22 protein-coding genes are annotated in these 24,890 nt (G+C 42.9%); 9 read left to right on the forward strand and 13 right to left on the reverse strand.

Annotated elements, in window-relative coordinates:
• The first annotated feature begins 23 nt into the window (after positions 1 to 23).
• Genes ABEW32_RS02785 through ABEW32_RS02795 form a run of 3 tightly spaced genes read left to right on the forward strand, consistent with a single transcriptional unit; the run spans position 24 to position 3,658 of the window.
• A complete protein-coding gene (locus ABEW32_RS02785) occupies positions 24 to 755 on the forward strand; it encodes a GntR family transcriptional regulator (protein ID WP_430184490.1) in 732 nt (243 codons plus the stop codon).
• Positions 748 to 2,286, forward strand: coding sequence for a gluconokinase (gntK, locus tag ABEW32_RS02790; protein WP_430184492.1), 1,539 nt, complete (start codon positions 748 to 750; stop codon positions 2,284 to 2,286). The genes ABEW32_RS02785 and gntK overlap by 8 nt, the downstream gene beginning before the upstream one ends.
• 25 nt (positions 2,287 to 2,311) lie before the next feature.
• A complete protein-coding gene (locus tag ABEW32_RS02795) occupies positions 2,312 to 3,658 on the forward strand; it encodes a GntP family permease (protein WP_430184494.1) in 1,347 nt (448 codons plus the stop codon).
• A 108-nt stretch (positions 3,659 to 3,766) separates the two neighbouring features.
• On the opposite strand, the gene ABEW32_RS02800 is transcribed toward ABEW32_RS02795, so the two are convergent.
• From ABEW32_RS02800 to ABEW32_RS02810, 3 genes are all read right to left on the reverse strand, one after another.
• Complete coding sequence (locus tag ABEW32_RS02800; RefSeq protein WP_430184496.1) at positions 3,767 to 4,138, reverse strand: DMT family transporter; 372 nt, start codon at positions 4,136 to 4,138, stop codon at positions 3,767 to 3,769.
• Positions 4,138 to 4,689, reverse strand: a complete 552-nt coding sequence (locus tag ABEW32_RS02805) for a TetR/AcrR family transcriptional regulator (protein ID WP_430184498.1) — start codon at positions 4,687 to 4,689, stop codon at positions 4,138 to 4,140. The genes ABEW32_RS02800 and ABEW32_RS02805 overlap by 1 nt, the downstream gene beginning before the upstream one ends.
• 187 nt (positions 4,690 to 4,876) lie before the next feature.
• Positions 4,877 to 5,833 carry an endo-1,4-beta-xylanase gene (locus ABEW32_RS02810; RefSeq protein WP_430184500.1) on the reverse strand — a complete coding sequence of 319 codons (957 nt, stop codon included), beginning with the start codon at positions 5,831 to 5,833 and terminating at the stop codon, positions 4,877 to 4,879.
• Between the two features lie 344 nt (positions 5,834 to 6,177).
• On the opposite strand from ABEW32_RS02810, the gene ABEW32_RS02815 reads away from it, so the two are divergent.
• Entirely contained in the window at positions 6,178 to 7,623 is a 1,446-nt protein-coding gene (locus ABEW32_RS02815; RefSeq protein WP_430184502.1) for a DEAD/DEAH box helicase, read from the forward strand.
• A gap of 61 nt (positions 7,624 to 7,684) precedes the next feature.
• Here the strand turns inward: ABEW32_RS02815 and ABEW32_RS02820 are convergent, their stop codons facing one another.
• Positions 7,685 to 8,764: an elongation factor G gene (locus ABEW32_RS02820; RefSeq protein WP_430184503.1), complete on the reverse strand. Its 1,080-nt coding sequence runs from the start codon at positions 8,762 to 8,764 to the stop codon at positions 7,685 to 7,687.
• A 241-nt stretch (positions 8,765 to 9,005) separates the two neighbouring features.
• Here ABEW32_RS02820 and ABEW32_RS02825 point away from each other — a divergent pair, with 241 nt between their 5' ends.
• A complete protein-coding gene (locus tag ABEW32_RS02825) occupies positions 9,006 to 9,596 on the forward strand; it encodes an RNA polymerase sigma factor (protein ID WP_430184505.1) in 591 nt (196 codons plus the stop codon).
• Complete coding sequence (locus ABEW32_RS02830; RefSeq protein WP_430184507.1) at positions 9,557 to 10,621, forward strand: DUF4367 domain-containing protein; 1,065 nt, start codon at positions 9,557 to 9,559, stop codon at positions 10,619 to 10,621. The genes ABEW32_RS02825 and ABEW32_RS02830 overlap by 40 nt, the downstream gene beginning before the upstream one ends.
• Before the next feature lie 100 nt (positions 10,622 to 10,721).
• Here the strand turns inward: ABEW32_RS02830 and ABEW32_RS02835 are convergent, their stop codons facing one another.
• The 3 genes from ABEW32_RS02835 to ABEW32_RS02845 all read right to left on the reverse strand — a co-directional run bounded on the left by ABEW32_RS02835 (position 10,722) and on the right by ABEW32_RS02845 (position 14,010).
• Positions 10,722 to 11,432: an SDR family oxidoreductase gene (locus ABEW32_RS02835; RefSeq protein ID WP_430184509.1), complete on the reverse strand. Its 711-nt coding sequence runs from the start codon at positions 11,430 to 11,432 to the stop codon at positions 10,722 to 10,724.
• Positions 11,433 to 11,562: 130 nt separating this feature from the next.
• Complete coding sequence (locus tag ABEW32_RS02840) at positions 11,563 to 12,141, reverse strand: TetR/AcrR family transcriptional regulator (RefSeq protein ID WP_430184511.1); 579 nt, start codon at positions 12,139 to 12,141, stop codon at positions 11,563 to 11,565.
• Positions 12,142 to 12,510: 369 nt separating this feature from the next.
• Positions 12,511 to 14,010: a malate:quinone oxidoreductase gene (locus tag ABEW32_RS02845; protein WP_430184513.1), complete on the reverse strand. Its 1,500-nt coding sequence runs from the start codon at positions 14,008 to 14,010 to the stop codon at positions 12,511 to 12,513.
• Positions 14,011 to 14,648: 638 nt separating this feature from the next.
• Between ABEW32_RS02845 and ABEW32_RS02850 the strand changes: the two genes are divergently transcribed.
• Positions 14,649 to 15,005: a hypothetical protein gene (locus tag ABEW32_RS02850; RefSeq protein ID WP_430184515.1), complete on the forward strand. Its 357-nt coding sequence runs from the start codon at positions 14,649 to 14,651 to the stop codon at positions 15,003 to 15,005.
• Positions 15,006 to 15,040: 35 nt separating this feature from the next.
• Here ABEW32_RS02850 and ABEW32_RS02855 read toward each other — a convergent pair whose 3' ends face one another.
• The 5 genes from ABEW32_RS02855 to ABEW32_RS02875 form a co-directional block, all read right to left on the reverse strand.
• A complete protein-coding gene (locus tag ABEW32_RS02855) occupies positions 15,041 to 16,615 on the reverse strand; it encodes a sigma-70 family RNA polymerase sigma factor (RefSeq protein WP_430184517.1) in 1,575 nt (524 codons plus the stop codon).
• A gap of 93 nt (positions 16,616 to 16,708) precedes the next feature.
• Positions 16,709 to 17,572, reverse strand: a complete 864-nt coding sequence (locus ABEW32_RS02860) for a P-loop NTPase family protein (protein ID WP_430184519.1) — start codon at positions 17,570 to 17,572, stop codon at positions 16,709 to 16,711.
• 95 nt (positions 17,573 to 17,667) lie between these two features.
• Positions 17,668 to 19,092: an L-arabinose isomerase gene (gene araA, locus ABEW32_RS02865; RefSeq protein WP_430184521.1), complete on the reverse strand. Its 1,425-nt coding sequence runs from the start codon at positions 19,090 to 19,092 to the stop codon at positions 17,668 to 17,670.
• A 41-nt stretch (positions 19,093 to 19,133) separates the two neighbouring features.
• On the reverse strand, positions 19,134 to 19,829 hold the full coding sequence (locus ABEW32_RS02870) for an L-ribulose-5-phosphate 4-epimerase (RefSeq protein WP_016822497.1): 696 nt from the start codon (positions 19,827 to 19,829) through the stop codon (positions 19,134 to 19,136).
• Between the two features lies 1 nt (position 19,830).
• Positions 19,831 to 21,444 carry a xylulokinase gene (locus tag ABEW32_RS02875; protein ID WP_430184523.1) on the reverse strand — a complete coding sequence of 538 codons (1,614 nt, stop codon included), beginning with the start codon at positions 21,442 to 21,444 and terminating at the stop codon, positions 19,831 to 19,833.
• A gap of 291 nt (positions 21,445 to 21,735) precedes the next feature.
• On the opposite strand from ABEW32_RS02875, the gene ABEW32_RS02880 reads away from it, so the two are divergent.
• Positions 21,736 to 22,824: a GntR family transcriptional regulator gene (locus tag ABEW32_RS02880; protein WP_430184525.1), complete on the forward strand. Its 1,089-nt coding sequence runs from the start codon at positions 21,736 to 21,738 to the stop codon at positions 22,822 to 22,824.
• A gap of 212 nt (positions 22,825 to 23,036) precedes the next feature.
• On the forward strand, positions 23,037 to 23,276 hold the full coding sequence (locus ABEW32_RS02885; protein WP_430184527.1) for a hypothetical protein: 240 nt from the start codon (positions 23,037 to 23,039) through the stop codon (positions 23,274 to 23,276).
• A 112-nt stretch (positions 23,277 to 23,388) separates the two neighbouring features.
• Here the strand turns inward: ABEW32_RS02885 and ABEW32_RS02890 are convergent, their stop codons facing one another.
• On the reverse strand, positions 23,389 to 24,723 hold the full coding sequence (locus tag ABEW32_RS02890) for an SMI1/KNR4 family protein (RefSeq protein ID WP_430184529.1): 1,335 nt from the start codon (positions 24,721 to 24,723) through the stop codon (positions 23,389 to 23,391).
• Positions 24,724 to 24,890: the final 167 nt, after the last annotated feature.

The following is a 24,890-nucleotide window of genomic DNA, read 5'->3' on the forward strand; positions in this document are numbered from 1 at the left end:
TTGATTAATGAGAAGGTGAATTTATGGATCAATCCAGTGATTTCCTATATCCCTCCAAATGGCTTCTAAAGGCCTCTGCTGGTGATCGTGTAACATCCGAGCTTAGAATGCGTATTATTTCTAACGCTATTGAAAGCGGTACCATACTTTCTGAAAATAAATTAGCTGCTGATTTTGCTGTAAGTCGCTCCCCCATTCGTGAAGCGTTAAAAATATTGGCTTCTGAAAATATTATCCGACTCGAAAGAATGGGGGCGGTCGTTATTGGTCTATCAGAGAAAGAAATTGAAGAAATTTATGATGTTCGTCTACTTATAGAGTCCTTTGTATTTGAACGACTAATACAAATGGACACTCATGATTTAGCAAAGGAACTTAGTAAAATACTCGAAATGATGAAAGTCGCAGTCAAGTATAGTGATGCCGATGAGTTCTCATATCAAGATGTCTTGTTTCATGAAACGATTATTCGTGCAGTTAATCATTCATACATCCTGATGATCTGGAATAATTTAAAGCCCGTGATGGAAAGCCTCATTCTGTTGTCGATGCGTATGCGTTTCAAAGAAAAGTATGAAGACTTCACACGGATTGTAAAAAATCATGAGCTTTATATCGAAGCAATCCAGGTAAAAGATAGAGACCTTATGATTAAGTCTTTACATAAAAACTTTGATGATGTTCAAGGTAAAGTAGAAGACTTATGGATGTCCCAACAACTGCTGTCCAAAGGAGCCGTACCACAAAATGACTAATTACATGTTAGGTATAGATATCGGAACCACCAGTACGAAAGCTGTTTTATTTAGTGAAAAAGGCGAAGTCATCCAACAAGAAAATATTGGGTACCCGCTTTATACACCGGATATAGCGACTGCCGAACAAAATCCAGAGGAGATTTTTCAAGCAGTCCTACAAGCGACTTCGAATATCATGAAACGTCACTCACAAAAAAGGCTTTTGTTTGTTTCATTTAGCAGTGCCATGCATAGTGTCATTGCGATGGATGAACATGATCAGCCACTTACGTCCTGTATCACCTGGGCAGATAATCGAAGTGAGGCATGGGCACATCACATAAAAGTTCAGTTGAATGGCCAAGCAGTCTATAGACGGACAGGAACACCCATTCACCCCATGTCACCTTTAACGAAAATAGCCTGGATTGTGAATGACCTTCCTGAAACCGCTGTCAGGGTTAAAAAATACATTGGCATTAAAGAATATATTTTTAAAAAGCTCTTTGACCAATATGTTGTTGATTATTCCCTGGCTTCAGCTATGGGCATGATGAATCTGGAGAAACTAGATTGGGATGAAGAAGCTTTAAAAATTGCGGGCATAACCCCTTCTCAACTGTCTGAGCTCGTACCCACAACCAAAATATTTACCGGCTGTAATTCAGATATAGCAAAAGAGATGGGGATCGATCCACAGACACCGTTTGTCATTGGAGCCAGCGATGGAGTCCTCTCTAATCTGGGCGTAAATGCGATACGAAAAGGCGAAGTAGCCGTTACCATCGGGACAAGCGGTGCCATTCGAACCATCATAGACAAGCCTCAAACAGACGAAAAGGGAAGAATATTTTGTTATGCCTTAACGGAAAAGCACTGGGTCATTGGTGGGCCGGTCAACAACGGCGGGATGGTTCTTCGCTGGATTCGTGACGAGCTTGCCTCATCCGAAGTAGAAACAGCCAAACGACTAGGCATTGATCCCTATGATGTACTGACCAAGATAGCTGAACGTGTAAGACCAGGATCTGATGGATTGCTATTCCACCCCTACCTTGCTGGTGAACGTGCGCCATTGTGGAATCCAGACGTACGTGGCTCATTCTTCGGTTTAACAATGTCACATAAAAAAGAACATATGATTCGTGCAGCTCTAGAAGGAGTCATTTACAATTTGTACACCGTATTTTTGGCCCTAACTGAATGCATGGACGGTCCTGTGACCCGAATTCAAGCTACAGGAGGCTTCGCAAGATCAGCTGTTTGGCGGCAAATGATGTCTGATATATTCTCATCTGAAGTCGTCGTACCAGAGAGCTACGAAAGTTCTTGTCTTGGAGCTTGTATTTTAGGTTTGTATGCCACTGGCAAAATCCAATCCTTTGAAGTCGTCTCTGAAATGATTGGTAGTACCAACAAACATGCACCCAAAGAAGAAGCAACCAAGGAGTATAAGAAGCTGCTGCCGATTTTCATTAACCTATCCAGAGTATTAGAAGAGGATTATACACGGATTGCTAACTACCAAAGAGGCTTAATTAAACACTAAAAGGATAATAGAGGAGGTAATTACAATGCCGTTAGTCGTTGTAACGATTGGAATTTTAGCATTACTCATTTTAATCATGGGCTTCAAACTAAACACCTTTATTTCCCTAATCATTGTATCGTTCGGCGTGGCCTTAGCACTTGGAATGCCTTTAGAGGAAATTGTCAAAACCATTGAGGCCGGATTAGGCGGAACACTGGGTCACTTAGCGTTAATTTTTGGACTTGGAGCGATGTTAGGGAAGTTAATCGCGGATTCTGGGGGTGCCCAAAAGATTGCCATGACCCTCGTTGACAAATTTGGTGAAAAAAATATTCAATGGGCGGTCGTAGCAGCTTCATTCATTATTGGGATTGCATTATTTTTTGAAGTAGGATTAGTATTGTTAATTCCCATCGTATTTGCCATTTCAAAAGAACTAAAGGTCTCTATTCTACATCTCGGTATTCCGATGGTTGCGGCTTTGTCTGTCACACACGGTTTCTTGCCTCCACATCCAGGCCCAACCGTAATTGCTGGCGAGTATGGTGCGAACCTTGGCGAGGTATTGCTTTATGGCTTCATTATTTCCGTTCCAACCGTTATTTTGGCGGGACCTGTATTTACGAAGCTTGCCAAAAGGCTTGTGCCTGCATCATTTACGAAAACCGGTAACATTTCCTCTTTAGGTGAGCAAAAAGTATTTAAGTCCGAGGAAACACCTGGATTTGGAATCAGCGTATTTACGGCAATGCTTCCTGTCATCTTAATGTCGATTGCTACGATTATTACCTTGCTTCAAAAAACAATGGGATTTGCGGATAATAGTTTACTGGCAGCGATCCGTTTTATTGGTGATGCATCAACTTCCATGCTAATTTCCTTACTGGTTGCCGTATACACCATGGGAATCGCAAGAAAAATTCCAATCAAAGATGTAATGGCGTCCTGTACGACTGCTATTACTCATATTGGGATGATGCTCTTAATCATTGGGGGAGGCGGAGCCTTCAAACAAGTACTGATTAATGGCGGCGTAGGTGACTATGTAGCCGATTTATTTAATGGAACTACATTATCACCAATTCTATTGGCTTGGATCATCGCTGCAATCTTACGTATTTCCTTAGGTTCTGCAACAGTTGCAGCCTTAACAACCTCTGGTTTAGTGATTCCAATGTTAGGCCAATCCGACGTTAATCTTGCTTTAGTCGTGCTTGCCACGGGAGCGGGTAGTTTAATAGCTTCCCATGTTAACGATGCCGGGTTCTGGATGTTTAAAGAGTATTTCGGTTTAAGCATGAAAGAAACCTTTGCCACATGGACACTGCTCGAAACTATCATTTCTGTAGCCGGATTAGGATTTATCTTATTACTAAGCTTATTCGTATAAACCATGATTTTCGGGCGGTAGATTCCCCACTTATCATTCTTAGAATCTTCTAAGTCGATAAATGAGGATCTACCGCCTATTTGCGAACTGAAGTGATATCATATTATTTCATTTTTGAACGATTGAACTGGTTACTTCTGTTGTTCCTTTGGCCTCACCATGTCCTGCACCAAATAGGTTCAATACCACCACGCCGATAACAATTAAAGCAATCCCTACGATACTTCCGGTATTAATTTTCTCCTTCCAAATCAATACTGAGATCACTGTTGTAGCAACAGCCCCTACCCCTGACCAGATAGCATAAGTCATATTAAGAGGAAGTGTCTTGAGGGCTAGTGAAATAAAGAAAAAAGAGATTACAAACGCGACAATCGTGAATAAAGTCGGATACAGTCTCGTAAAACCTTCTGAAGCCTTAAGCATTGAAGTACCAATAAGCTCACCGGCAATAGAGATTGCCAAAAAAAGATAAGCCATTATTCATCCTCCTTTATATATGTCTTTAATTCTTCTATAATTTTTTGCTTCAGCTCTTCATTGGGAAGAGCAAGCCCAAACATTTCGGCAAACCACAAACCGTCTATAGCTAATCGGACAATCGTAGAACGGACCGGGTCCAATTCGTCGTTTTCGATTTTATTTTGGATATTCGCATACTCATCCTGAAGCCGCTTGAGCATATGAGGGTTCGTAAATTGTGCTGCCGAGAGAGCGGTATACAGGTCACTTGCATCCTGATCCCCGGAAAATGACGTATTCATATAAGCGCGAGTCCATCTACCTTGGGAATGCGTGTCTTTTTCTGCCCTTTCATTAAATTCAGTGATAAAGCTGGTCGATAGCTGCTCAACCATCCCCAGAATCAATTCATCTTTATTCGGAAAATGGTAAAGCAATCCTCCCTTACTTACTCCCGCCTTCTTAGCAACCGCTTCTAACGTTAACTTTTCTACTCCTGCTTCTTGGACAATCATAGAAGCCGCTCTAAGTATTAATTCCCTTTTTAATGTTTTTTTAGTTGTACTCATTCTGATCACCACCCATTTAACTATACCGTCCAGACGGTTTTATTTCAAGCAAAAAAATATGTTTAAGCTAAATAAAAAGAAGCCTTGGGAATACAAATTCAGCCAAGACTTCTTCTAATAAATAACTACCCAGCCCAGACATTTGACAAAAGTTCGCATCTGTTGGGTTTTAAGTGCCACCTATAGCTTATCTCTGCAGATATTGTCTCAACCATTGGAGTGCAGGGCGTTCTGAGCCGTTCGAGTTCAACAGATGTGTGTTCGCCTTCCAGGTTTGTCCCTGGATATACCCCCAGAGCGTAACTCCCTTCACTGAAGGATGTTGCCAGAGTACCGGAAACTTCTCTTTGTATCTGGCAAGTTGGGTGTTGTCATCTCCAGTTATATCCAGTTCCGACACATAGATCGGCAGCCCGGTCGCCGACAGCTTATTTAGTACACTATTCATCGTGTTGACTGAGACGGTGTCCATACTGAACTGGTGGCATTGAATGCCAATTCCGTCAATCAGACCTCTGCTCTTGAGCTGATTAATAATATTGACATATTGGTCGGTTAATGAAGGGTCATTGATAATTCCATATTCATTTATAAGTAGCTTGGCATTCGGAAAAGCTTGTCTGGCCTGTTGGAACGACCATATGACCCAATCCCATCCGGTCGACCCGTCGCCACCAATGGCATTGCGGTAGGACGGCTTCTGATGCAGCGGCTCATTCACTACATCTACAAACTCCGCATTCGGATAGCGTTGACCTGCTGCTTTAATCCACTGAGTCACTTCCGCTTTCTGGTCAGCAGCCGGCAGTCCGCTAACCCAACCTGGCTCCTGGGCACCCCATACCAACGTATGGAACTTGAACGGGAAGCCATTGCTACGCGCATAATTGTAGGCAGTATCCGCCTGCGACCAGTTCATGTTGTTACGATTGCCTTCAACCGATTCCCACTTAGTCGAGTTCTCTGGCGTCACTTGATTCCAGTATGTTCCGTAACTAGGAGGGACACTGCCCGCAATGACATTCCCCAAAAATTTGCTTCCATTTGCCAGGCCAGCATCAGCCTGGTTGACCAGAACAGACGATAACAACACACCCGCCAACGCCAAGCTGCTCACCAACTTGCCCACTCTAACTCTCAACATAAAATCTCCTCCTCACACATATAGTTTGATAATACTCTTCCTCAATAATTTAAACGCTTACATTTCCAATTATAAGAATGAATAGTTGTTTTCTGCTACATGTGAAAGTATAGATTTTACCCGAAAAATCTTACATCATTGCAGGATAGCTACAACATGAATCCCAAAAAACTGTGTTTTTTCGCCCCTGAAAAGTATAGTTGCCTTACTGGAAAACAACATGTTAATCGCTAATATGTATTAGAGTGATTCTGGATATAGAGTATACTAGATGAGTATAAGTTCGATACACGATGACATGATATATGTAATGGTTCTTAAATACAGCGCAGAAGAGGTTGAGAATGAGTCAGAAGCATTTTGCAGATTATCCATTAAGTGAAGAAATTGTGAGGGCTCTGAATAGCCTGGGCTATGAGACGCCAACAGAGATTCAAACGGAGGTTATTCCCGTTGCGCTTGCGAGGAAGGATCTTGTAGCCAAATCGCAAACAGGCAGCGGCAAAACAGCAGCATATGGTATTCCACTTTGTGAGCTAGTAGATTGGAATGAAAATAAACCCCAAGCTTTAATCCTGACACCAACTCGTGAGCTCGCATTACAGGTTACTGAAGACATCACGAATATTGGACGCTTTAAGCGGATCAAAGCAACGCCCCTTTATGGGAAACATCCTTTTCATATACAAAAGGCCGAGCTAAAACAAAGAACACATGTGGCTGTAGGTACGCCTGGACGTGTACTGGATCACATTGAACGAGGCACGCTATCCTTAAATCGAATTGCCTATCTCGTGATTGATGAAGCTGACGAGATGCTGAATATGGGCTTTATCGAGCAGGTTCAGTCGATTATTCAGGCGCTGCCTAGTGACCGGGTTACGATGTTGTTTTCCGCTACTTTTCCCGAAGATGTAGCCAAACTATCACGTAAATATATGAACGATCCTGTGGAAATTGAGATTAAGGCGACAGGTGTAACGACTGCCACGATTGATCACTCTCTTATCCAGGTGCGAGAGGCGGACAAGCTGGCTCTGCTGCAGGATCTGCTCATTGTTGAGAACCCTGACAGCTGCATCATTTTCTGCCGTACGCAAGAGCATGTAGATACACTATTCAGAGCATTGGCTGACCTCGAATATCCATGTGATCGCATTCATGGCGGCATGGAGCAGGATGAGCGATTTGAGGTAATGAACGCATTCAGAAGGGGACGATTCCGTTACTTGATCGCAACGGATGTAGCCGCCAGAGGGATTGATATCACGAATATCACCCATGTCATCAACTACGATATTCCCCTTGAAAAGGAAAGCTATGTTCATCGTACAGGCCGTACAGGACGTGCTGGCAAAACGGGGAAAGCCATTACTCTAATCACTCCTAAAGATAACAACCGATTAGCTGATATTGAAACATATATTGGATTTGCAATTCCGCAAGTAAAAGCCCCCTCGGAAGAGGCTGTAGATCTCCGCAGAGAAGATTTCGAGCGGAACCTACATGTAAAAACTGTACTCAAAAACGACAAGCGCAAGCAATTAAACCAACAGATTATGAAGCTCAATTTTAACGGTGGTAAGAAGAAAAAACTTAGAGCTGTCGATTTTGTGGGTACCATCGCTAAGCTTGACGGGGTAACGGCAGATGATATCGGCATCATTACGATTCTGGATAATGTGACAGATGTTGAGATTCTGAATGGCAAGGGCCCACTGGTGCTTGAAATAATGAAGAATACGACCGTAAAGGGCAAGCTGTTAAAGGTACGCAAAGGGCATAAGTAGAAGGTACCTGCATAAAAAGAGTGAGGCCATCCCGTCCAGAACAGCCGAAGGTTTTCGTAAGCTATACAGGCGGGATGGCCGAGTTCATCTCTTGCTCCTCTAACTCATCTTTCCATTTATCGATATTATAAATGACTTTGAATTTCTCTTTTAACTGAGTAACACCTTCAACTGGCACGTAGCTGTCCAATTCTATATGGAAGTCCGAAACATCATTTTTATGGTTATACATCTCTTCTAGAATATCAATGATTGTGGAAAGTCTAGATTTAAACGATAACTTATAATCATCTTCGTCCTCGAATATACATAGATTTTCTACCCCTCTAAAAAAGGAGTTCTCTTCAAAATATAGCTTGTTACAGATCATATGGACCTGCATCAAAGGTTCGCATATTTGCCAATCTGCTTGCTGCATGGCGGTTTTGAGTGATATATGTGCTCCACTAATGTAATAATAATCTCGATAAAAACACATTGAACAAGAGGCCTTCATTATTCTAATTTTAGAATCTACAGCAGGATACCCTAATACAAATCCTTCAGCTAATAATTTCTTGGAAAAGTAATCCAACGATTTTACAAATAATTGGTATCCAAGCTCCCTACCTTCCTCATCATCTTTATGACAGCAATAATGGATAATATCCTCATTCACTTGTTTATTTTCATATCGATATCCCATTCCAGCCTCTAAACGATCAATATGAATTTCAACTCCTGCAAATAGGTCATTCAAACTTGTTATTCTGGAATGATTGCCTTTTAAATTTATGTTCAAGTCAGCAGTACATTCTCTATAGAGTATGCAGGTGTCTTTGATGCTCAGGTTAACATCTTGTCTTTTCATAAAATCAGCGATTCTCTTGAGATGCAAGTAATCCGTTCCTATAAAAATTATTTTCTCATATTCAATAGCCCCAGCATCAGATTGATTAAAATGAACAGCAATACAAACGTCCTCATCGTGTGCTATTAATGTCTCAATACTTTCAACCATCCTATTCCGTAGCGCAGCTTGTGGAGGAAACGGCATGGTTAATCCAATGTATTTTGATTCTAAGTTAGGCAGCAACTTCATTTGATCATGAAGGTAAAGCATCACATGATCAAAATTATATTTCTTAGCACTTTCATTCACCAGAAACTGTAGACCTCCTTCTTATCAATTCTTAATTTCATTTTACCATCTCTTCACTTCCACAATATACCTTTAACTCTATAAAACTAATTACGTGGGTGATAATTGATCTGCTTTATCGTATTCTCTTAAAGAGTCGCTACAACACTTAAAAAAATTTTAGACAAGGTGTCCCTTTTGGTCATCTTCGTTTGTTATATAGATATAGTTTTCTTTTTGATCAGAGGGGGTGCCTACATCTTTGAATAAGGAAATCGAATACAGAATCCAACAAGTTCAAGCTGGCGAAATCCAGGATTACGCCTACATTGTACAGGAGTATCAACGTCAGATTTTTGTGTACTGCTGGAGGCTATTAGGAAATGAGCAGGAGGCGGAAGAGGCTGTACAGGATATTTTCGTCAATGCCTTTGAGAAAATCAGCAGGTACAAGCCGGCAGCGGGCTTTTCCTCCTGGCTGTATAAAATGGCCTATCATCACTGCCTGAACCTGATTCGCAGGAAGAAGCTACAGCGCAAATTCAGACTTAGCCTGTTCACCTCAACTAATGGAACTTCAGACAGTGCAGCGCAGATTATGGAACGTCAGCTTTTTAGTGAACCACTGAGTCGGGCGTTGGATCAATTGAACGCAGAGGAGCGTAACCTGTTGGTGCTGCGCATTTTTGAAGAAAAAACGTTTGGGGAAATCGCGGAAATCATGAACAAAAGCGAGGACGCTACCAAGAAAAAATACGGCAGAACAAAAACAAAGCTCAAGAAAATAATGGAGCCCCTAAAGGAGGACCAAAAATGCGTGAGTTACAAGACAGAATTCAAAAACAAAGCCTAAAATACACCGATCTGCAAGACAGAGGATTCAAAAACATGGACAAGCTAACCGAGCCAGAGAACGCTTCGAAAATTCAGGCTTTTGACGTCTCTGACAAAGTGATGGAAAAAGTCTACCAAAAGGCGACGCCCAAAAAGGTAAATATCAGAAAAATCCATTTTCAGCCTCGCGTCACCGTCCCCATCATGATTCTGCTTTTTGTAGTAGGGGCCTCTGTGACTGGATACGCGGCTTCACAATATCTTGAGTTCCGCAACAGTAAGGGCGCCGTTGTATTAAATACCGCCAAAACACCTACCGAAACGGACGCCTCCAAAACGTATACCTCCACCTACGAACGGTGGAATGAAGAGGTGAAGAGCCGTTTGCAACCAGGAGAATATGCTGCTTATTACGTCAAAGACGATTCCATGAATCAAAACAACCTATCTAATCCGGTCCTGTTTGCGTACAAACCGGCTGAACTCTCAAGCTTCAACAGCTTACAAGATGAAATCAAGCGGACTGAGGCTCCATTACTCAGCAATCCCACTCATCTACCGGATGGCTACAAGTTTGATTACGGATACATCTATCCAGTCGCTGCATATCCTGGGAAGATAGATAAAAAGGAATATCAGGCTTTAACCGATCAACTGATGCAACAGGCTAAAGCTGCACCGGAGGGCGAAAATCTGTTTATTCAAAAGCTGTGCTGGGACAAGTCAGACTTCTCTTTTGCCCGGTATGCGAAAGGAAACGACTATGTAAATATTACCGTCGCCAAATATACTCCGGAAGTCACGAAGACGACCATCATGCAAAATGAACAGGATTCGGCTGAGCAAGTGACAATCAAAGGAACCAAGGTCTATTACATCAGGGCAAGTGAAGCAAGCAAGCCCTTGGAAGCAGGAAAAAACCGACTGGGATGGCTCGATGAAAAAAGACATTTACACTACAACATATCCGATAACCAAGACAGCCCGCTGACCAAAAAAGATTTAGTTAAAATAGCTGAGGATTTGCTTAATAGTCCATCTTAATAGATGTCGTAGAAAGGTTTTGAAGAGAGACTATCCTGTACTAAGGACGGTCTCTCTTTAAGTAATCGTTTTGATACCTATTTCTTTCGTGCGACACGCTTTACCACGGAAGCTGGTCATCCATATAATAAAATCCGCCTGTTGGACCATCCTCCGGCAGGGTCGCCAGCCGAACCGCCGTTTTCGCTCCATCCTCCACCGACAGCTCCGCCTTTTCCCCACCCATCTGCGTTTTGACCAAGCCGGGGTGTGTGGAATTGACCTTCAGATGCGTCCCACTGTTTTTTTGCGCCCAGTAGGCTGTCAGCATATTCAAGGCTGCTTTAGATGCCGCATAAGCCGGGGTAGCAAGCTGCTGCACCCGTTCATTGGTCAACTGGAACTGAATCGAGCCTATGGCGCTGCTTTGATTGACGATTCTGCCTGCTTTGCTCTTTAACAGTAACGGCAACAGTGCTTCTGTAATCAAATAGGGTGCGACTGTGTTCACCTCAAAAGTATCTCTGAAAGCATCCCCGTCATAACCCGCTTTTTCTGCCAAAATGCCTGCATTGTTGACCAAAATGTCCAGCCGTCCGTAAGTATCCTCGATGAATTGGGCCAATTCCGCGATATGTGCAGAATTCGTCACCTCAAGCTTCACGCCGACTGCCTGAATGCCTTCTTGCAACAGCCCGGCTGCTGCTTCATCTGCTGCTGTTTTCGTGCGCGCAGCGACCAACACCGTTATCCCTTGCCGTCCCAGTTGTCTTGCAACCTCTAGACCAATTCCTTTACTTGCACCCGTAATTAACGCGATTTTGTTTGTCATAATTCATTTCCTCCTCGGTTTTTATTTATTAATTGCGATCAAATTAGACACGCTTGGACATGACGCACGGTGCACAATATTGAGAACGATCGTTCTAGAAATGTGAAAAAAATTTGCCTTCCTTTATTGTCTATATCTCTAAAATACGCAGGTTCAGCTCAGCAATCCGTTGCAGCTTTTCTTTCGGAACGGAGGTCCGTACCATAACCCGCAGTCCCGCTAGGGAATTTTGCAGATACTCAGCCAATTCCTTCGTTTCGTACTGCTGTGTGAATTCGCCGTTTTGCTGTCCCCACGTGACGATTTCTGCAAGCAGTTCCTCCGATTTCGCAAAGGAACTCTTCGCGATCGTGTCAATCTCCTCATCCCGAATCGCTAATTCGACAGCCGAATTCACGAACATGCAGCCGGAAGGTACGTCCTCTTCACCGTTAATAATGAAGTCGAAAATGTACTGAAGCGCCTGCTTAGCCGTCTGAGATTGCTTGATTCCTGCCGTCCATCTACCGCTAATTCGCTCTCCAAATCGGTCCATCGCTTTGAGGAACAAGGTGTGCTTGTCGGTAAAGGTATCATAGATACTTCTTCGATGGATGCCCATATGTTCGACAAGATCATTCATCGAGGTCTTCTCATACCCTTGCTCCCAGAACAGCTTCATGGCCTTTTCCAGAACAACGTTTTCATCAAATTCTTTGCTCCTGGCCATTATATCTACCTCCTGACCATTTAGAATACATCTGGATTAAATGAAAAGACCTTTTGGAAACGATCATTCTCCATTGGTCATCGCATATCTTTATTCTCTGTCTGGCTTTATCCTATCATATCGGGAACGATCGGTAAAGAATGGTTTTTCCCCTTTATAGCCTGCTTCATAATTACTGTGATTACTATAGTTGGCCCAAATAAACACAGAAGATTACAAAGATCAGCGCTCCAACGAAATTATTTTTAGCGGTGGAGAACTCCCCACCGCTTTACGTTGCTGCTTATGCGATTTGAATACGAATTGTAAGATTACTGTACATTTTATTAAAAAAATATTTGGATGATCCAGATACTAGCCCCATAAAAATTAACGATGCAACGGTTCTTTTTCGCCCAGACCCAGCACCTCTGTTGTGGTGTTATATATCTCTTGGTAAAGCTCTGGGTTTTCCGCCAGCGACACGCCATAAGAAGGAATCATTTCTTTTATTTTCGGTTCCCACTCTTCCATATGCTGTGGGAAGCATTTCTCTAATACTTCCAGCATAACGTGCACAGCAGTCGAAGCCCCTGGAGAAGCACCGAGCAAAGCAGCTACTGATCCGTCAGCCGAACTAACCACTTCCGTACCAAATTGAAGAGTTCCTTTGCCGCCCTCCGTATCTTTGATCACTTGCACGCGTTGGCCCGCCACCACGATCTCCCAGTCCTCAATTTTCGCATTGGGAATAAACTCGCGTAATTCTTCCAAACGCTTTTCATTCGATAGCATCACTTGCTGAATCAGGTATTTGGTCAACGCCATCTCCTTTGCCCCTGCCGCCAACATCGTAATGAGGTTATTGGGCTTTACGGAACCAATCAGGTCCAAGTTTGATCCCGTTTTCAAGAACTTTGGTGAGAAGCCGGCAAATGGTCCAAACAGCAATGCTTTTTGGTTACCAATATATCTTGTATCCAGATGCGGAACAGACATGGGAGGAGCACCCACCTTAGCTTTACCGTATACTTTTGCATGATGCTCGGCAACCAATTTAGGATTGTTACATACCATAAATAGCCCACTTACCGGGAAACCCCCGATATATTTGGACTCAGGAATGCCGGTTTTTTGCAGTAAAGGCAGACTTCCGCCCCCACCACCGATAAAGACAAACTTGGCATTATGATATTCAACTTTACCGTTATCCAGGTTATTCACTTTGACTCTCCATGAGCCGTCGCTCGCACGTTTAATATCCTTTACACTATGCTTGTATTTAATTTCGACATTTTTGCTTTTTAAATGGTCAAACAACATGCGTGTTAAAGCACCAAAGTTAACATCTGTTCCAGAGTCGATTTTGGTTGCTGCAATCGGTTCATTCAATGCACGGCCTTCCATAATTAGCGGAATCCATTCCTTCAGCTTTTCAGGGTCATCGGAAAATTCCATGCCTTGAAACAGAGAAACACTTGAAAGCGCTTTAAAGCGCTTTTTTAAAAAAGATACGTTTTTTTCACCCATTACCAAACTCATATGAGGTATTGGCCTGATAAAGTCCTGTGGATTACGAATCAAATTACTGTTGACAAGAAAAGACCAAAACTGTCTTGAGAGCTGAAACTGTTCGTTGATATTAACCGCTTTACGAATATCTACAGATCCGTCCGCTTTTTCAGATGTGTAGTTCAGCTCGCACAGTGCAGCATGACCCGTACCTGCATTATTCCATTCGTTAGAGCTTTCTTCTCCTGCACTTGCCAGTTTCTCAAACACTTTAATTTCCCATTCCGGTGCTAACTCTTTCAGCAATGATCCCAAAGTCGCGCTCATGACTCCGGCACCGATTAAGATAACGTCTGTATTTTTCTGAATACTATTCATAAAAACCTTCCTTATCTCTTATATTTGCAAAAAAGAGCAGGCCCTCCTGCTTAACTGACTCAAGAAGCAAGGCTCCACTCAGGAACATACCTTTTCTATCTCCATTATACCTAAAATATAATCTTTTAAAAATTATATCTACTATTATCTGATAATTATAAATCATTTCTGCTAAAAAGTGAGAATTTCCTCGCGAAAATAACAATTGAACTCCGTTTTTTTACAAGATACATCCGAGAACTACAGCTTTGTGATCATTTAAATCAACAGTTTATGTATATGAATAACTAGAAATTGTTATGTAGAATTTTAAGAATTATCGCGCGATTCATCTTGGAGCTGTACACAAACTGTACAATACGTAGAAATCAATTAAAATAAGGGACATGGGGCCAAGATACGAGTTAACGGATGAAATACTGAAGCATGCTGCCAGGGCAAGACCACGGCTCCGTCACCGGCTGTCGCCCTCTTCATGAGCTGGACTTCTGCCTGGGTGAAGCATTAACGGCTCACCTACGATACCAATGCCACTCTGGGGCTTTTGTGAAGCCGAGCGATCACTCCGCAGCGACTTAATCTAAGAAGCAGAATCGGCAATGATTCTGCTTCCTTGTAGGAAAGGGGACAAGATTGCTATGAGAAAAATAGTAGTTAGTGGAAATACATATTGGTGGAATTATAGAACGGTTAGAGATATTTACTGTAGATCCAAGTTGACTATTATTTCTGAAAATAGAGATATAAAATTTATAATTCAGTTTACTACTAAAGATACAATTATCACTGGTAGCCCTCTGAATGAAGGATTACGGGTGATGAAAGAGGGTAAGCAATATTCTATTAACCTTAACCAGCCTAAATATGTTGCTGAAGTGTTGCAATATATACTTGGTATGGAGTTAGATGTGACAGTAAAGAAAGTACATGAGCTAAATGGTAATGAATTGTTGGTTAGTATGGGGTATCAGGATGTGACTGGGCTTTTGATATAAACTAAGCCCGCTCCACATCCAGAACCTGCTGTCATTTACAATAAGGTGTCCGTATACACCAACTGCTTACTCCCTGAATCCCAGCGCCATGACAAATCACCTTGCAGCCACAGACCGCCGTACCACTCGTCTATTCCCTTCATCTTCACCCAGTCATGTGCTCCCGCCGCTGTATTCCTCCCTACCTTCGTTAAGGCAATAACACATTGGTCAAAGGACGACGTTATTTTCTTTTGATGATCAGGAAATGAATGTGACCCTTGAACCTCTAATAGTGCATGTGGTCGTTCCGACATACTCCTTAAACGATACCAAAATTCCAAATCACCCATTCCTAGATCATTTATTCGGTTCCCGATCTGCTTAAACAATTCTTGTGGAGTATTTACTCCTTGCTGGATGAGTTCCAAAGTTGTCTGCTCTACGATGCCCAGCCCATTGGCGGTAGAAGGTAGACGAGATAGGTGCAGTTCAAGTGCCGCATGAGCAAAAGGCAGGGCAGATGTGTCTTCATGCAAAATATCAATATGCCGTGTTATATCCGGGGAGGCATATGCTTCCCAGATTCTTTTGCCCATCTCAAGCTCCTGCTGGCCAATCTGCTGCCACGTGCCTGACAATTTTTCTAACTGCTTCGTTGTAAGCTGTCCCAAGCCCCTAAACGGTTCAATACCTGGGTAGTTGCCAATACACAGCAAGCTCAGTTTGGTTTGGCCTAAGGTCTGTTTTGAAAACCAATACAACAAGTAGCTTAGCATCAGCTGGTCGAACAAATCGTGCTCAAACCATAGTACGACTTCATCATATTTATGAAAGTTATGCAAAATCTGCTCCTGAGCCTCGCAATTAGATACATAGTCTTGTACCGGAATCCCGAGAGTCCTCTCCAAATATTCCACTCTAGCTGCTCTCGATGAGGGCTCGCCCATTTCAAGAAAAACAGGGCCTATCGGATACACTTCTCTCCAGACCAAGATATCTCCACGAATGTTCCCTTTCCTGAGCTTGTCACCGACATGATCTCCGTTAACTATATGCAGCACCGACTCTCCTCCTTCATAAATGTCGTTAAACATGGATACAAAGTCGGTAACAAGCAGCGAAGCTCTCAGCTTATTGCGGGCATCGAACAGCCGTTTCTTTAGCACGGATGGAGATACGCTTAGATAGCTTGATATTTCACCGATCGAATATCCCTGAAAATAGTACAGCTGAACTGCCAGTTTTAACTTGTCAGATAAACCCTCGACGGATTGATGAAGCTTTTGGTGCCATTCCCTTCTTTCAGCGATAAGCTCCACATCAAATTTCTCTACATCCATGACTATAGTTTCGTCCAACGGCATCATCGTGGGCTTCTTCCGGCGTAGAAGACGATGACATTGACGTTCGACAATGATCTTGAACCATCCAGGGAACGCCTCTGCTTCCTGTAACTTATGGAGATTGGCAAAAGCCTCAGCGAACGCCTCCTGAACTGTATCCTCAACCAGACCCCAATCCCCTAACCTCGTATATGCTACTGAAAAAGCCATCCCACTGAAATGCTGTACAATTTGCTCCCATGCGATTTGGTCGCCTAGCCGAGCTTCCCCAATCCATCGCTGCACCTCTTGCACCTCCTCTGTATGTAAATTCTATATATAAGTGCCGGTAAGGCTGCAAATGGTTACTTTGTCTAATTAAACTATCGTTTCCCGAGATTATAAATACTTCATCATGACGTTCGAAATAGTCCGCTGTTGATTTTCCCAATCATAATCGGAGTTATCCATTATAAAAGTTTGAAAAGGAAGCTGCTCAATAATGTGCAATTCTAGCTCTCGTCGATGTTCAAGGAACTGTATATATCCATCGTACCCGTGTAGTCCCTTATTCTTTCCATAATCCTGCTCCGTATGGTACCAAACCACAAAATCTAGCCACTCTTGGGACCTCATCGTTTTCACTCGCTCAATCGTCTCACGGACACTAGGTTGCTTCAGATAGAACAAAATTGGATTAAGGTCCTGAATTTGCTCCGCAATCTGTAATACGTGCTGAACAAATCGATCATTTCCAGCATCATGTCGAGCGAGTAATGCACACCCTGGGTTCTGTAAAAAACAGCATTCGAGTATGACCAGCTTTTCCTTTTCTCGCTGATCTTTAGCAAAAGAACTCCAACGTTGAACCACCAACTCGCAATATTTTTCTACAGGTATCCCATCGTAGATTTCATAGCGCCGTATTTCCTCATACAAACTAGAGGGAATTTCATTTTGAGCTGATTGCTGCGCAAGCGCGTATGCGATTAATGATTCGTTACCGCTTAGCGATACAAATGGATCAATATCATGAAATACATCGGCATAGCTAGACCGGAGCCTATTAAGTTCCTCATTCGGCACACATGCAACCGATTCATAATCAGCGGGATGTCGTAAGTTCCCTTCTAAAAATAGCTCCGATTCTATTCGATGCGTGTTTAAGGTGTCCTGTATATATTGGGATAATGTAGATTTTCCAGAGCCAGGTATCCCTTCAACGATAACCAATTTTGTTGCCGCAGATGGTAAATTCGCCATAGTATCACATCCTCATGAATTAAAAATCCTCTGAGAAACAATAAAAAGCATTGGGTCCTGAGGACTGACCCAATGCTTGTATAGATGAATTATAATTACTTAATAATTACGTATTCCAGGTTAACTAGTTTGGCATAAGTAACAATTTGGTCTGTGGTTAGATTCAAGGAAACTACAGTATGGTGACCGCCGCCGTTCTCAATCCATGCTTTAACTCCATCTTGGAAGTTTGGCTTCACGTTCCACAGTACACGGGCCACTGGAAGTTTGGGAGCAGGAACTGTTGGTTCAAATGCAGTAACCTCATTGATCAACAGTTTATAATGTGTGCCAAAGTCAGCCATGGAAACAACCACACCGTCTCCTGCCTTGCCGTCAAATACTAGACGGGCTGGATCTTCACGATCGCCGATACCTAACGGAGAAACGATGATTTTAGGCTTGTTGCTTGCCAACGTTGGGTCAACTTCAAGCATGTGGGATTGAAGGATCGATTCCTGACCAGCTGCTAATTCATAGGTGTAGTCTTCCATAAAGCCAGTGGATTGGTTATGGCTCATGACTTTAAGCAGACGATCGAGCGCTGCAGTCTTCCAGTCACCTTCACCAGCAAATCCGTATCCTTGTGCCATCAGACGTTGAACGGCCAGACCAGGAAGCTGCTTCATACCGTAGAGATCTTCAAAGTTTGTAGTGAAGGCAGTATAACCGCCATCATCCAGGAATCGCTTAATAGCAATTTCATAGCTTGCTTGCACTCTTACGCTGGATTCCCAAGCTTCCTTGCTGTAAGTACCATAATCAAATTCATACAGTTTGGAATATTCCGCGAATAAAGCATCAATTTCTTCTTCCTTCACAGCATTGACGTACTGAACAAGATCGCCAATTCCGAAGTAGTCAACGGTCCATCCAAATTGGATCTGGGCCTCGACTTTATCCCCTTCCGTAACACCAACGTTACGCATGTTGTCGCCAAAACGGGCAACTTTGATATTGAAGCTTTCGTTATAAGCAACCGCTACATCCATCCACTCTGCGATTTGCTTTTGCACTTCCGCGCGTTCCCAATACCCTACGACCACTTTATTCTGTTTTTTCAGACGGGCATTGATAAATCCATATTCACGGTCACCATGAGCTGCCTGGTTGAGGTTCATGAAGTCCATGTCAATTGTAGCCCAAGGAATGCTTTCATTATACTGAGTAGCCAAATGAAGCAGCGGTTTTTGCAGCAATTTCGTACCGCGAATCCACATTTTTGCAGGTGAGAAAGTATGCATCCAAGTGATGACACCAGCAACCTCGTCACGATAGTTGACTTCTTTCATGAGGCTGGTGATTTTGTCTGCACTAACTGCCAGATCCTGCAATACGAGCGGATAAGGCAGAACACCGCTTTTATTTAAGGCATCGGTCATTTCTTGTGCGTGTGCTTTCACTTCTGCTAATGCTTCTTCCCCATACAGATGTTGTGAGCCTACGACAAACCAGAACTGTTTTGTACCTACTGTTGACATAACATTCATCCTCTTTTCTTCGTTTGTTAGTTTAGTTGGTCTTATTTTTGCCCGTAGTAAGCGTCTTTCCCATGTTTGCGCAAATAGTGTTTATCTAGAATACGCTGCGGCAATTCTTCAGCAAAATGATTCAATTCCCGCGCGAATAGGTTCATTTTCGAAACTTCTTCCAATACGACGCTATTCATAACTGCGGATTTCGCATCTTTTCCCCAAGTGAAGGGAGCATGACCTTTAAGCAGGACACCTGGCACTGCTAAAATATCCAACCCACGCTGCTCAAAAGTTTCAATAATGACACGGCCGGTTTCGGCTTCGTAGCCACGATCAATCTCCTCTTGTGTCAAAAAACGAGCGCAAGGAACAGAACCATAGAAGGTGTCAGCATGAGTAGTCCCCATTACAGGTACATCCAGGCCGGCTTGAGCCCAAACGGTCGCCCAGGTCGAATGCGTGTGCACGATACCACCGATTTCAGCGTAGTGCTTGTAAAGTACGGCATGAGTCGGTGTATCCGATGAAGGTCTCATCTCTCCTTCAACAACATTGCCGTCAAAATCAACAACAACCATATCGCTAGGTTTCATCGTGTCATAGCTAACACCACTCGGTTTGATAACGAATAAGCTACGCTCACGATCAACCGCGCTTACGTTACCCCAGGTGTATTTCACGAGTCCATGTTTAGGCAAATCCAGATTGGCTTGAAATACTTCTTCTTTCAGCTGCTCTAACACGTCAATTCCTCCAGTTTTCCACTAGATTATCTACAGCAGCCTGCTCAATCGCCAGGCCTTGTGTGTAGCGTTCCAAGAATGTTTCGAATCCCTTAACATCAGAACGATCAGGATGAATTTCTTGTCCCTCAACATCTCTGAATACTTTTTGGTCGAGGAAGTCTTCCAGACTTTCTTGCTGATCCTTGTTCATCATGTAAGAAGCCAGAATAGCCATACCCCACGCTCCGCCTTCTCCAGCTGTTGCCATCACGGACACCGGAACATCCATAGCTGCCGCGACAATTTTTTGTCCAACGATAGGGGTTTTGAATAAACCGCCGTGAGCCAGAATGCTGTCAATTGCGACATTTTCTCTCTTCGTCAAAATATCCATCCCGATTTTCAAAGCAGCAAATGCAGTGAACAGATGAGTGCGCATGAAATTGGCCAAATTGAAACGACTCTCAGGAGAACGGACAAACAATGGCCGGCCTTTCTCTATTCCGGTGATATTCTCACCTGACAAATAGCCGTAGCTAAGTAAGCCGCCGCCATCTGGATCTGCTTCCAGGGCCTTATTCAGCAACACGCTGAATAATTGATTCGGGTCCGCCTTTTGCCCCATGGCCTCATAGAATTCACGGAACAAGCCCAGCCAAGCATTGAGATCACTTGAACAGTTGTTAGCATGAACCATTCCGACCGGATTACCATTCGGTGTGGTCACCAGATCAATTTCCGGATATACCGCCGAAAGATCCTTCTCTAATACGATCATGGCAAAAACTGAGGTTCCCACAGACACGTTGCCAGTACGTTTTCTCACACTATTCGTAGCGACCATTCCTGTTCCCGCATCACCTTCTGGAGGACAAAGCGGAATACCTGGTTGTAAATCTCCGGATTTATCTAAGATTTTGGCTCCCGCTGCGGTTAGTACACCTGCCTGTTCGCCTGAGATATGAACTTTAGGAATAATGTCTTGTAATTTCCAATCGTAGCCTTTGGCTGCAATGAGTTCATCAAATTGCTTAACCATCGACTCGTTATAATCATGTGTAGTCTCATCAATTGGGAAGATCCCCGAAGCGTCTCCGATGCCAATGGCTTTGTTGCCAGTCAGCAGCCAGTGAATATATCCAGCCAACGTCGTAATAAAATCAATATGAGGAACATGTTGTTCTTCGTTCAATATCGCTTGATACAAGTGAGCAATACTCCATCGCTCAGGAATGTTGAATTGGAATTTATCAGTTAAAGCTTTTGCTGCAGCACCGGTTGTCGCATTCCGCCAAGTACGGAACGGAACAAGCAACTCGCCCTTGCTGTCAAAAGCCATATAGCCGTGCATCATTGCAGAGAATCCTATGGAACCAACCGTATGAAGGGTGATTCCGTATTTTTGTTCAACCTCTTGCTTCATTTCACGATAAGCCTCTTGTAGACCTGTAATAATGCTCTCTAAGTTGTACGTCCAATATCCATCTACCAAGAGGTTTTCCCACTCATAGCTTCCAGATGCGATTGTTTCAAAACGATGATCAATCAGCACTGCCTTGATACGTGTGGATCCAAATTCGATACCAAGTGAAGTTTCTCCCTTAGTAATCGCTTGTTTAATGTCTTGATCCATGCTCACGTTACTCCTCTCTCTGAACAACTGTTATAATCGCAATAATTGAAAGAAGGCGCTTTCTTTTGTTTACAGCATTAGTATAATTTTTTGTGCGTACATTTGTCAACATAAAACCATAGTTATACTTACAAATAATATAGTGAACCGAGTATTTTTCTATTTTATTCTTAGTATTTATACATACAGGACAATAGATTATAATAAGCTCATAATTATGCTAAAATATGTACATACAAATATTACGGTTATGGCAATTAGTATTAGAACAACTTGGAAAGAAGGAATAAAGTGAAACCAAAGTATCAGGTCATCCTTGAGGATATAAAAAGCAACATTCTTTCAGGAGCATACAGCGTAGGAGAGCAAATTCCAACGGAATTGGCTTTGCAGGATAAGTATAAAGTTAGTCGCCAGACAGTTCGAAAGGCTATTTTGGAACTATCCAACGAAGGTTTTTTAAGAAGTGAAAAAGGATCTGGCACCTATGTCAGCAACCAATTCCGATCAAAAACCGGTGGCAATTCCACCAATAAAACCATCGGGGTCATCACGACCTACATCTCTGATTACATCTTCCCCTCTATTATTCGTGGGATTGAAGCCAGATTGAACGAAGATAATTATTCATTACTATTAGCCAGTACCAATAATGATGTCGCACAGGAAAAGAAAGCTTTGGAGATGATGCTGTCCTTTGGTGTCGATGGTTTGATCATTGAGCCTACGAAGAGCAATCTATATAATCCCAATATCGCTTACTATCTGACGTTCAAGGAACAGGATGTTCCATTCATCATGATTAATGCCTATTATGAAGAGTTGGAGGTTCCTTACTTCTGTCTCGATGACGTACAATCCAGCTATCTGGCAACCAAAGAATTGATCGCTAACGGGCACACACAGATTGGCATCATTGCCAAAATGGACGATTTACAAGGAAAGTATCGAATGAAGGGCTATATCAAAGCGCTTGGAGAAGCCAAATTACGGTTCCACCCAGAGCAAGTGCTCTCATTCTATACTGAAACGAAGCAGGAACTGTCCACTAACTTAAAGAAATTTCTGACCGAACAAAGGGACGATTTAACCGCAATTGTCTGCTATAACGACGAGGTGGGATTAGAAGTTGTACATGTATGCAGACAGCTTGATATATCGGTTCCCGAAGATTTGTCCATTATTGGCCAAGACAATTCCTATATCTCCAAAAATGCGAACATCAAACTAACGACATTGACACACCCACAGGAACAAATGGGCCGGGATGCCGCCGATTGGGTTATTAAGAAACTGCAAGGGAAGAAGGATCTAAGCAACCAAACCTATTATCAGCCCGTGTTAATTGAAGGAGAGACGGTAAAGAAGAAACTGAAGTGAAGGGGAAATTTGCGAAATTCACATACTCGTAATATACAAAAACGCTACTGACAAGATGTCAGTAGCGTTTTTGCCTTTTTTGGATTCCTTGGCAGATGCGCAGCGAAATAACTTATTCACCATTATCACGTGAAAACTAAATCTGTTGACATTTTGTGGGGGATACTGTATAAATTCAAAGCCAATACGAATGGCAAAAGAGGAGGATCTGCATGCACAGAGTGATCAAGATCAGATTTACGCTTTTTTACGGTGAAGCGCCTGAAACAAAATGTTACGGGTATCTGGAATTGAATCCAGATGGCAATATGATCGCGCTCTACAATAAGTACGGTGAGGAAGTAGATATGTATGGCGGACATGAATTTGTTAGGGTACGGGCACTTGGCAAATTTGATAACGAAGACCGTGATCATTTCTATTCCTTGTTAGAAAGTGATGGTGTAGGATAATCTTCACAACAGGCTGACGATTCCGGTGCCCAGACACTCCGAAAAGTCAGCCCTTTCTTGCTCTTATGAATCGCTCATTCAATGACGAGTGGGTGATTCATGTACACCTTCCTCACGATTCCTCATTGTCGAAATAATCATCTGGCAAATGCAGTTCTCGCAAGCAACCAATAAATTTTTCTATGAAATTTGGATTTGTTCTATATTCTGGCCATACCGCTTTATAGTAAGGCAGCATCTTCTCATGTGGAATAACGCCCCAGTATAGAATTGAGCTTTTCATAACCTGCGGGTCGCCGCTCTTTAACATCTTCTCAATGATCTGCCAGCTTTCCAGCTTATTTTCGCAACTGCGTGCGGCATAGATGGCAGTGGTTTGCATTTTCAGGTCGGCATGACATAAGAAAGGCGCAAAGTTCTGAAGCGTAATCGCACCGTATATCTCCAAAATATACCCTGCATAACGCAACGTTTCTGGGTCGTCGATCCTGTCAAGTCTTTGCAAGATCACTGGAATAAATTCCGTTAAATTTGCTGTTTTACTGGAAGCGTGCAGAATCATTAAACCTTGCAGAAAATCCTCATATTCATCTGATTGCAACAGTTCCAGAATATATTTTCTACCCGTGTCAAAAGAAGTTTTGCAGATTAGCCGAACGGCTGTGGCCCGATTTTTTGAGCTTTGCTCCACTATACTTTTCAAGAAATCAAGAGTGATCTGAGAGACTTCCTTAAACTTGAACATTCCATCAAGCGCTTTGGCTTGGATTTCTTCGTTTGAAGCGCTCTGATAAATCTGGATCAGCGCATTCTCATCACCTGGCATTCGACTGCCAAACCACCCGATATCATAATCCAAAATAATTTCATCCAGCCAGCGCTCATACCAGTCCAGAAAGCTATCTTCATAGACAAAGAAAAAAGGGTGATCGGGATGAAAATCGGAGGTGTACACAATTCTCCCTCTATATTTCCCTTCAAGTACGAGGTACATGTCGTATTCGCAGCCTTGTGTGCCTATGCACAACATGCCGCCCAGCACCCGATTACGGGCGTCGTCGTATTCCTCATCGGGGATATCCTCATCCGAGGTCAGTGGTTCCGTCAGATGGTTCCATTCCTCTTTGGTCATTCCGGGATGCAGAACGGATTTTGCAAGGAGTGCCTGACGCTCGGTGTAGGAAGTTGCCTTTTCAATTGAATAAATTCCATAATAGGGTCCGGCGCCACCATTGCCGACGTTCGTTAAAAACAGCGCGTAAGGCTCAGGAAGGGTGACCTGATTATGTGCCTGCCAGTCCGCCAGCTCTTTTGCTGTAAGCTTCTCTTTAACCCTATATTGATGTGAGGATGCTCCAAACACTGAGAAATCCGCATCTTTGTGCATGGCTTGACTCAGTTTGTTTTTTATTCGATCCAGTTGCGTTTCATTCTTCCTAAACCACATATTTGAATCCTCCTGTTGACTATAGCTGGGTTTCCGTTGTTTGCTTATCCAGCAACGCAGTACTTTTTCTGTGGATCTTATTTCTTTACAAACCTATGTATTATTGTATAGGGTACACTCGCGCTGATTACATTAACTAACTCATCAAACGCAGATCACTTTTAACC

The sequence above is a fragment of the Paenibacillus jamilae genome, assembly GCF_050482105.1.
GTDB classification, from domain to species: domain Bacteria; phylum Bacillota; class Bacilli; order Paenibacillales; family Paenibacillaceae; genus Paenibacillus; species Paenibacillus jamilae_B.